The sequence below is a fragment of the Microcoleus sp. C2D2 genome (assembly GCF_036702495.1).
GTDB lineage: Bacteria > Cyanobacteriota > Cyanobacteriia > Cyanobacteriales > Microcoleaceae > Microcoleus.
On record NZ_JAUBTO010000211.1, the window covers coordinates 1 to 10,192 of the forward strand.

A 10,192-nucleotide genomic window follows, 5' to 3' on the forward strand; every position below is an offset into this window, starting at 1 on the left:
GCAGTTGCGATGAAGCAGAAAGATCTAAGAAGTGATTCTTGGAATCACCGTGGCGTAAGCGGGCGTGAGGATGTCAACTTTGTTTCCCCTTGAAGGCTCCCCCTTGATTCGTCACAGCTTGGCAGCGGGCTGTTGAGCGACAGCTACAGGCATTGAATTACTTTATTTTTTATAGCGTATCATCACTCTCGGTCAAGAGGCTCACTTACCAAGGACTGCCGATAATGCTAAAAGCTGCCCAGTAGTAAGGATGGGATAAATCTTTGCTGTCGAGTTTGGGGATGGACGGGGGCAAGGGAGTTTCGCCTCGGGAACTTCGCAGTTGACCGCCTTCGATCGTCACTTTGCCTTCGATCGCAGCAATTTGTGCTTGCCTGAGAGCTTCAGCTTTAATCATTGGAGGGTCTTTTGGGCTGCTGATTTTTAACTGCTGGTAAAACTCGCTCATCAGGGCGAGAGTCCCCGCATCGCTGACGTACCACAGGCTAGCGAGGGCTGATTTTGCTCCTGATTGCACCGCTAAGCCTGCAAATCCGAGTTCTGCTTCTTTGTCTCCCAAGGCGGTTCTACAGGCGCTTAATACTAACAGTTCCAGAGGCGGATTGTTCCATTTTAAATCTCTCATTCGATCGAGGCCCAGTTGCGTGTCCCAAAATTGAATGTAGGACTTATTTGGGGTTCCGGGTCGGAATTCGGCGTGGGTGGCGAGGTGGATGATTCCGTATTTTTGTTGCCGTCGCTGGGATTGCAAGTTTACTATGGTGAAATCTTGGTTGAGAAAGGATTGACCGGGCCACTGTCGGGCGATCGCGCCGAGTTCTAACGGCACTGCCGGCAGCGGTTCTTTGTTCGCCGTTTCTGCGAAATCTGATGCTCCCATTGCTAGAACTTGCGCGTTTCTGAGGTCGGTGTAATCGGTGTCTGTGAGTTTGAAGGCGGGGACGCGGGCGAGGCTGTATTTTTGGATCAGAAATTGCTGTCCGTCGTGCATTGCTGCTAGGGGTACGGTTCGCAAACCTTCGCCGACGCAGAACACCAAGGTTTCAATTTTTGCTGTTTGCAAATCTGTTTCTAGGGGTGCAACTATCCATTTGTAGAGTTGTTGGGCTGGTTCTAGATAGCTGGTGGTGTTGATGTTTACGGGGTTGGTGATTTCACTGGTGAATTCTTTGACTGCTGAGAGCAGTTTCTCTTGTTTGGCTGACGGGACGCTGCGGAGAATGGGCGGGCGATCGGGTAATATTAAGATTAATTCTAGTTGGTCTGTGCGCGGGATGGCGTAAATTAAAGCTGGTTTTTTCTTTGTTTGAACTGCTAGGCGGGAGAGAGTTTTTGATATTGCTTCGGCGGTTTTCGCACGGGCCGCAAAGTCTTGTTCAAAGTATTTTTGATAGTCTTCTTCCCAGTTTTGTTCGATTCTGCTTACGGCTTCGGTGAGGTTTCCCCGATCGAGCAAATTTCTCATTTCTTGCCCGTTAAGTCCGCCCATGCCTGTGTTTTGGGCAATTGCAGCGAGGTTCGCAGTAATCGGACAGAAAAATATTGCTGTCAAACAGTAAAAAATAGCTATTTTAATTTTTTTCTGAGTCTTGTGTTTTTGAGGGTGCTGCTGAGATTGGTAGTGCATGATTTTGGAGCGGTTAATGGCGCAGTTGGCGGCAGCAGTTGGCAAAAGTTTGGATGTGGGTGGGAATATTTGACACGGAAACGGCGATCGCCACACCATTATAGCATTCAAGACAAACCGCAAATATCTGCTGTAGGGTGCGCACACCAGCACCAACAGAGTCCCCGCGCCAAGAAATTCGCGATTTATGTAAACTTTTGTAAATTAGGGAGAAGTTGTGCATAAAAATCGCAGATTCCCGCTGAAAAAGGAATAGAGGGCTATGCACGAGGATGTGGCCGCACCAGCCGATCTCGATCGGAGAAATAGCTGAACTTCCGCGGGCTGCATCGCTGCTCAGACAAAATTTTTCTGAGTATCCTGGGAACAAGAGATGCCTACTAACGATGAAATTGACAATGGCTCAAACAGCTAGCTATAAGCTGTGTTGCATCTAGATTGCCTATGGTATTAGAGAGGGAGAGGGGGTGAAGGGGAGAGGGGGAGAGGATTTGACGATTTTTGATCGGGACTCGAAATATACAATTTAAATGCACAACAGCTTAGCTGCTAAAAATCACCATTCTAGAACTTGAGGGCGACAGCAAGCTATGACCAAATTAATCACCGAGATTTAAAAGTATAAAATCATTGACAGTCGCCAAACTAATAATTTCTTGTCCGAAACTTATCAAGAATTTTGTGCATAAGCCCAACACAAATTGATGTGGCACATTTGTAGGAAACTTCACAACTACTGACCTGAGAAAGAATTTTTTACCGTCAATGTTTTGCGGTTCACCTATGCCGCCGACGAAGACTTTTAGTTTATCTTGTAGCGGTTGAGGTGCAAAAACTTGGAGGCGCGGCGAAATGGCGATCGCATATTTATCTTCTACTAAATACTTCTCGGCTTTCCCCTTGTAAAGCTCTCTCATCGGTATAGGCCGCAAATTCCCGTCCAGTAAAAATACTAATGTTTCAATTTGAGGGTTTTTCTTGAGTTCGGGTTTTCTAGGCTTTGTGAATTTTTTAAAGCACCAGTCAGCCGCAATACATCGCCTAAAATTATTAAGCCAAATGCAGCGATTTTACTGTTGGGCAAATTTAAAATACTTGCTTTTTCTCGCGGATATATTGGGTTGTTAATTAAGTTCAAACAATCAAAGTCACCCCGCTCTAAAACAGGGAGCAAAGTATTGCCAGCTTAGCGGTAAAGTCCGGCGGATTGTAGATTTTGGGCGACAAGTTGGCGGCGGAATATTTAAGTTTTGCCGTTGACTTGAGTAGCGGCAATTTTCGCGAATACAGGTACTTGCACGCAGCACAAAAATGCTGTTAACGCTGTCAAAAAACACCAAAATTTCTAGTTTCTCAGATCGCTCTATGTTAATAGTGGCACAGACGCCATCGGCGGTTAAAAACTTCAAAATATATTGCACTTTTCCTGATTTATTATCCAACTATTGTGACCTAGATCACCCACACTCCTAAGTAATATGTAAATGTAATTAATTATTTAGAGAATTTTGCAGTATGCGGTCGATCGCTTCTTCCTTCTCTCCTAGATAACTAAACCCTTCTTCCTTCTGCTATAGATTGTGGGCGATAGAACCGTGCCGAGTGCGCGATCCGACTGGGAAATGTGTCTTAGTATTTCTTCACATATCGTGATTTCGGTCTATGATGTATGCCTTATCGCGTATTTGTGTTTAAAGCCCGTTACCGCGTACCGCTGATGAGTCAATCAACCAATTCACCGCTATCCCAACCAGTTTCTCGACGCACCGCCCTCAAATTCCTCGGAGTCGGTGCCGCCGGCGGGCTGCTGGGCTACTCTCGATTTTCCAAGCCAGAGCCCGCCGTTTTTGTGCAAGATTCTCTTGACTTGCCGCGAATGCTGAATAACCGCAAAACCGTTGCAGTTGTAGGGGCAGGCTTGGCAGGGCTCGCCTGTGCTTACGAGCTCAGCCAGCGGGGTTTCGCCGTGACGCTGCTGGAAAAATCGCCCCTACTCGGCGGTAAAATTGCTAGTTGGCCGATACAAGTCGGCAACGAAACTTTTATGATGGAACACGGTTTCCACGGTTTTTTCCCGCAATACTACAACCTCAAAAGTGTGGTTGAAGAACTAGAAATTACCGATAACTTTGTATCTTTAGAATCCTACGCCGTTGTGTTTCGAGACGGCAAATACAAACCAGAAGTTTTTCGTCCCAACCATTCAGCTTTCCCCTGGAATATAGTTGACTTGGGCATATCTTCTCCCAACCGGCTCAAGTGGGGAATCAATCTTACAAAACCCGCTCACTGGCAAGTATTTCGGGAAATCGGCGGTTTTCAGACTAAAAAAACTTTCGATCGCCTCGACAATATATCAGTTGCCGACTGGGTAAAAGGTGAATTTCCGCGCGGGCTTTATGACTTGTATTTTCTGCCTTTTGCCAAATCCAGCCTCAACGCTCCCGACGAATTGAGCGCGGGAGAATTAATGCAATTTTTCCACTTTTACTTTTTCGGAAATCCAGAGGGTTTGGCCTTCAACGGTACGCGGCAAGATATGGGCACGAGTTTGGTGCAGCCTATTGCCAAAGCCATTGAAAGCAAAGGCGGCAAAGTATTGACAGATGTCGCAGTCAGTGAAATTCGCTGGGAAAACGGTCAGATTGAGTCTCTGAGTTACCAGTCGCCAGACGTGCAAAGTAAAATACCTTTTTGGGTAAAGCGAAACGCGCTGTTAACTGACAGCAACTCTACCCAATATTTCGGCGCAGGGGACAGCGTATTTGCCGCCGCACCGTCGGGAAAAGAGGCAATTTCTCTGAGCTGCACTCACCAAGGCTGCACAGTTCAGAAACAGAACGACGGTCAATTTCACTGTCCTTGTCACGGGGCAGTTTTTGATGCCGAAGGGCGAGTTGTCAGCGGGCCTGCTCAGCGGGATTTGCCTCGATTTAAGGTGGTCGATGAAAAAGCAGATGAGGTACAGTTAACCGCAGCGGTTAACCAATCGCAGCCGCAAAATTTGGGAGAAACATTGAAGGCTGATTACTATGTTTTGGCGGCAGATGTTCCGGGGATGCAGCATTTATTTAGTTTGAGCCGCGGTGAGGTGAATCCGCAGGTGCACAGCCGCATTGAGAGCTTGAAAATAGCCGATCCGTTTGCGGTGGGCCGCTTTTGGTTCGATCGCGAATTTCCCTGGGAACACAGCAATTTCACTTCGCTTTCCGGCTACAAACTGACTGACAGCATTACGCTTTACCACAAAATTCAGGATCGGTTCATCGAGTGGAATCAGGAAACTGGCGGTAGTGTAGTGGAACTGCACGCTTATTGTTACAAGGAGAAGGAATTTCCGAACCAGCAAGTTTTGCTGGCGACTTTTGAGCAAGAATTGTACGAAATTGTACCGGAATTAAAAGAGGCAAATATGCTGCACCGGGAATTGGTAAATCAAAAGAATTTTTCTGGATATCCGCCCGGTAGTTATGCAGAAAGACCAGAAACTTGCTGCGCGGTTCCCAATCTTTTGTTTGCGGGAGATTGGGTAAAAATGCCGTTTCCTTGCGGTTTAATGGAAAGGGCAGTGAGCAGCGGTTTGTTGGCAGCTAATGCTATTTTATATCAGGAGGGTTTGCAGAGGCGATCGCTCTTAACGGTGAATCCCGAAGGCGTGTTAAAAATCTAAGGTTTGTAGCGGGGCGGGTTTTATAAATCGTCAATTATGAGCTGCTATTCTCGGTGAAACCCGCCCCAGCCATACCATTTTAAATTTTAGATTAAAGAATTGAAGAAATGGGAATGACTGATTCAATAAGGGTTTGGAGCTTTCCTACAGTTGCTTTCTTTTTTTAAGATAAGTTACGGTTTGCGGGTGTGGTTTCCCTGAGGAGAAAAGGCACAGCTTGCGGCCCAAAAAAATATCTGCGTTGAGGGGGGTGGATATGCGGTTAAAATATTATTGAATGAGTATAAAGCAATAATAGATGCTGAAAAGTCACTGCAAAATTCACAATAACTCTGTAATGTTTGATGCTTTTGCAACAGAATACGATTTCGCCGCCACCTTGCAAAGCCAGAACGATTTCTTTACTAAAAACCTATCGGCTAGCAAAGGTGCAGTATTAGATATTGGCTGCGGTTCGGGAATTCTTGCTTTTGAATTAGCCCAGTATTACGATAATGTAGTCGCCGTCGATTTATCAGCAAAAATGCTGGCGATAGCCAGTCAAAAACGCTCAGCCCCCAATATCGAATACATCCAAATGGATGCCAGTCAATTAGCGCTCGATCGCCAATTTGATTTAATAGTTAGTGCTGCCACTTTTCACCAACTGCCCAACCTCGCTGCCGCCCTCTCAGAACTTAAAAAATTGTTAAAACCGCACGGAAAAATCGTCTTTTTAGATAATATATCAGAAGGCGAAACACCTGCTACAATATGCTACATAATACGTGCAGCGAGAGATTTTATTCCCGACAGTTCCACCTACGGATTTCGCAATGCTTTAAGATTATTAAGATTTAGACTTTCGCCAAGCTGGTTGAAATATTTAGCTAGCAGCAGGTATTTGTCAGAACGGCAATTTAAAAAACTTTACTGTCGTTGCTTTCCCGGCTGTTATTTTGTAAAATTGGGTAGTTTTATGGGCGTAATTTGGGAATATTTGTAATGCAAAACAACGCGATAAAATCGGTATCTGCAAGGGAACAAAAAACTCACATCCGCCAGTTGGGCATTAATCTCGATCGGTGGTATGCCATCGCCCGCAGCACTGAGGTGCAAACTCAGCCCGTCGCTGCGAAAATCTGGAATCGGGCGATCGTACTTTTCCGCGACAGTGCAGGCAAAATCAACGCTTTAGAAGATAGATGTCCGCACAGGCAAGTTAAACTCAGCCACGGCCGAGTTAAAGGCGATTTAATCGAATGTGCTTATCACGGATGGCGCTTAAATGCCAGGGGAGAATGCGCCGAAGTCGATTATTTAGCAGAAAATCAAAAGCTACCTAACTGCAAAATTCGCTCCTATCCAGTCAAGGAACAAAACGGTTTTATCTGGCTGTTTCCCGGCGACGAAACCCAAGCCGAAAAAACTCATTTACTGGATTTGCCAGAGTGGGAACATCTCAATTATATTGCCACAGTTTCAGTCATCGACTGTCAGGCACACTATTCATTTTTAATTGAAAACTTGATGGATATGTACCACGGACACTTGCATGATGATTGGCAAGCTTGGGCAAATCCGGTTTTAGATACTTTAGAAGAAAACGAGCATCAAGTAACTGCTCGCTATCAGGCACAAAGTTATTACAAAATAGATAAAATTTGGTCAATTTCTCAGTTGTTTTTTAAATCTCTGCGCCGACTGCACCCGGAACCGCTGGAGGTGAGTTATGTTTACCCGCACTGGGTTTCAACCTTGGGGAGCGACTTTAAGATTTACTGCTTGGTTTGTCCGGTGAGCGAGACAGCAACTCGTGCTTATTTAATTCACTTTACCTCATTAAATGCGTTTTGGCGGCTGCACAAATTGCCGATTTGGTTTCGCAGGTTTATCAAAGATAGTTGTTTCGGTGCTGCTCAAAAGTTATTAGATGGTTTGGTGCGGCAGGATGTGTTAATGATTGAGGAAGAACAGCAAGCTTTTTTGCAGAATTCAGAAAGAAAGAGTTACGAATTAAATCGGGCTTTAGCCAGCGTGCAAAAGTTGATGAGAAGTCAGGCAGAAAATGGATAATTCAGGATCGGATTGAAACCTGCGGCGGGATGAATGAACCAGCCTGCACAGGCTAGGATGTGTTTTCTTGCCTTGTTGGATCCTAGAAAATAGGCCTCGCAACCTCTTAACGCTCATCAACCCTTGGAGACTTAAGCAACGAACAGTGGGATTCGTTGACACCGCTACTTCCACCACTGAAACCCCGAACAGGTAAACCCGATCGCGATCGCCGACAACTGGCGAACAGCATTCTCTTGATACTCAGAACTCGTACCCCGTGGCGACACCTGCGGTGAACGTTAAGCTGTCGCGCATTTAAATTGCATATTCGGGGCGGGCGGGACACCCCACAAGAGTTTTATTGTTTTTTGACATACAATTTAAATTCCGAACAGCTTATCGAAAGTGGGAAAGCATCGCCACACGGTTTTATCGATCGCAAAAAGCCGATATGGGGCAGCAAGTCTTTTATGAAGTCAGTGAATTTGTTCAGGTGAACTCGTGAAAAACAGATGAAGTTTTATATATTTACATCTTGCTTGGAGTGCGATCGGATAGAATTTTTCTAGTGAGGCGATAAATAATACTATTGGCAGATCGCAAGAGCGAATTAATCAATTTATAGGCGACTTGTTTTGAGGGTATCGCCCTAGCCGCCCCAAGCTCACCTCGGCTTGTGAAAGAAAGCAGAGATCGAGCTTAAGACCGAATTCAAGAGGCAATCGAGGTCACGGGCCGACTCAATGAGTCAGTCCAAAGCATTCCTGAAGATAGCAGCGCTAATTTAGGCGGCTCATCAGGTGACTCCATGAACGACGTACACATAGAGATTGAACTATGTCATTAATGCCAAATAGCGATCGCACTCCCCAATCTACAGCAGCTTCCTCTAGTAATTTCCCACAGGCAGTAGGTACAACCGCCACACCCGCTTTTGAAATCAACACCTCTCGGCAGTTCACTTCCTGGTTAGCTTCACAAAATCTCAGTTTAGTTTTCACCACCTATCAGGCGGGGAAGGTCTTTTTCATTGGATTGCGACAAAACGGGCAACTGTGGGTATTGGAACGGACATTTGAACGGTGTATGGGATTGTATGCCCACAACAGCAGCCTGTATCTGAGTTCGCTGTATCAACTGTGGCGGTTTGAAAATGCCCTAGAACCCGGACAAATAGCGGATGGCTGCGATGCCGTTTATGTACCGCAAGTGGGGTATATCACGGGAGATTTAGATATTCATGATGTAGTGCTGGTTGAACCCCCCCAGCCCCCCAAGCTTCGGGGGGACCAACAAGTTGAACCACAAGTTCCTTCCCTTAATAACGGGATGTTAGGGGGGGTAGTCTTCGTCAATACCCTATTTAGCTGCCTTGCCACAATTAGCGAAACGAAAAGCTTTGTCCCCTTGTGGAAACCGCCGTTTATTTCCAAATTAGCCGCAGAAGACCGATGCCATCTCAATGGTTTGGCGGTGCGAGACGGTCAACCCCGCTACGTCACGGCAGTGAGTCAGTCGGATGTGGCGGATGGCTGGCGGGATAAACGCAAAGATGGCGGCTGCGCGATCGATATTAGCACCAATCGGGCGATCGCCACAGGCTTATCGATGCCTCACTCGCCCCGTTGGTACAAGGATAAACTGTGGTTGCTCAATTCAGGTCGCGGGGAATTTGGTTATCTAGATTTGGAACGGGGAGTATTTGAAGCGGTAGCCTTTTGTCCGGGATATCTCCGGGGTTTGAGTTTCTGCGGTGATTTTGCCGTGGTGGGGATATCCAAACCCAGGCACAACAAGACGTTTTCCGGCTTGGCCTTGGATGAGCAGTTGCAGGCAAAACAGGCCCAAGCCCGATGTGGACTGCTGGTGATTGACCTCAGAAGTGGGGATATCGTCCACTCGTTACGCATTGAAGGAGTTGTAGAGGAATTATACGACGTGCAAGTCTTGCCAGGAGTGCGGCAACCGATGGCAATTGGGTTGAAAACTGACGAAATTCGCCGCGTGATCTCGATCGGCGACTAAAGCAAGAAAACCGACTTCTTTCCAGAAGTCGGGATGTGAAAACTTTCAACTAACCTAACAAGGAAGAACTAACACTATGTTTGGACCAACCTTCAACCTCTGGGACCTCAACGGCAGCAACGGCTTTGCGATTAACGGCACTGCGGCCTATGACTACTCAGGCTACTCGGTCAGCAACGCCGGAGACGTCAACGACGATGGCATTGATGACCTGATTATCGGGGCACACTTTGCCGCCCCCAACGGCATGAGTTCTGCAGGGCAAAGTTATGTAGTGTTTGGCAGCAACAGTGGCTTTGGTGCGGGCCTGGACCTGTCCGCGCTCAACGGCAGCAACGGCTTTGCCATTAACGGCATCGCGTCCTTTGACCAATCAGGCTTTTCGGTCAGCAGCGCCGGGGACGTCAACGGCGATGGCTTTGATGACCTGATTATCGGGGCATTTGGTGCCGACCCCAACGGCATCTACAATGCAGGGCAAAGTTATGTGGTGTTTGGCAGCAACAGTGGCTTTGATGCCAGCTTTAACCTGTCCGCGCTCAACGGCAGCAACGGCTTTGCGATTAACGGCATCGCGGCGGGTGACTTCTCAGGCTACTCGGTCAGCAGCGCCGGGGACGTCAACGGCGATGGCTTTGATGACCTGATGATCGGGGCAAGAAGTGCCGACGGCAACGGCATCACCAATGCAGGGCAAAGTTATGTGCTGTTTGGTCAGGCATCGACTCCCCCCAATCAACCCCCCGTGGCTAACAGCGACAGCGCTACCACGGCTCAAAATACTGCCGTCACCATTGCGGCTTCAACTCTGTTAGCCAACGACACCGATGCCA

General features: G+C 47.1%; 8 protein-coding genes and 2 pseudogenes. 6 read left to right on the forward strand and 4 right to left on the reverse strand.

What is annotated here, in order from left to right; all coding sequences use genetic code 11:
• Positions 1–205: 205 nt before the first annotated feature.
• From QUB61_RS35315 to QUB61_RS35330, 4 genes are all read right to left on the reverse strand, one after another.
• Positions 206–1,627: a CHAT domain-containing protein gene (locus QUB61_RS35315; protein WP_333135395.1), complete on the reverse strand. Its 1,422-nt coding sequence runs from the start codon at positions 1,625–1,627 to the stop codon at positions 206–208.
• 13 nt (positions 1,628–1,640) lie between these two features.
• Positions 1,641–1,850, reverse strand: a complete 210-nt coding sequence (locus tag QUB61_RS35320; RefSeq protein WP_333135393.1) for a hypothetical protein — start codon at positions 1,848–1,850, stop codon at positions 1,641–1,643.
• 376 nt (positions 1,851–2,226) lie between these two features.
• On the reverse strand, positions 2,227–2,544 hold the full coding sequence (locus QUB61_RS35325; RefSeq protein ID WP_333135391.1) for a hypothetical protein: 318 nt from the start codon (positions 2,542–2,544) through the stop codon (positions 2,227–2,229).
• 231 nt (positions 2,545–2,775) lie between these two features.
• Positions 2,776–3,069: a hypothetical protein gene (locus tag QUB61_RS35330; protein WP_333135389.1), complete on the reverse strand. Its 294-nt coding sequence runs from the start codon at positions 3,067–3,069 to the stop codon at positions 2,776–2,778.
• 227 nt (positions 3,070–3,296) lie between these two features.
• Between QUB61_RS35330 and QUB61_RS35335 the strand changes: the two genes are divergently transcribed.
• The 6 genes and pseudogenes from QUB61_RS35335 to QUB61_RS35355 all read left to right on the forward strand — a co-directional run.
• A complete protein-coding gene (locus tag QUB61_RS35335) occupies positions 3,297–5,297 on the forward strand; it encodes an FAD-dependent oxidoreductase (protein ID WP_445300315.1) in 2,001 nt (666 codons plus the stop codon).
• Between the two features lie 298 nt (positions 5,298–5,595).
• Positions 5,596–6,282 (forward strand): methyltransferase domain-containing protein, encoded by a 687-nt coding sequence (locus QUB61_RS35340; RefSeq protein ID WP_333135387.1) that lies wholly within the window; start codon positions 5,596–5,598, stop codon positions 6,280–6,282.
• A complete protein-coding gene (locus tag QUB61_RS35345; protein WP_333135385.1) occupies positions 6,282–7,352 on the forward strand; it encodes an aromatic ring-hydroxylating dioxygenase subunit alpha in 1,071 nt (356 codons plus the stop codon). The genes QUB61_RS35340 and QUB61_RS35345 overlap by 1 nt, the downstream gene beginning before the upstream one ends.
• 143 nt (positions 7,353–7,495) lie before the next feature.
• Positions 7,496–7,630, forward strand: a pseudogene (locus QUB61_RS40260) (transposase); the annotation flags it as partial.
• A 541-nt stretch (positions 7,631–8,171) separates the two neighbouring features.
• Positions 8,172–9,359, forward strand: coding sequence for a TIGR03032 family protein (locus QUB61_RS35350; RefSeq protein WP_333135383.1), 1,188 nt, complete (start codon positions 8,172–8,174; stop codon positions 9,357–9,359).
• 76 nt (positions 9,360–9,435) lie between these two features.
• Positions 9,436–10,192 (forward strand): annotated as a pseudogene (locus tag QUB61_RS35355) (cadherin-like domain-containing protein); the annotation flags it as partial.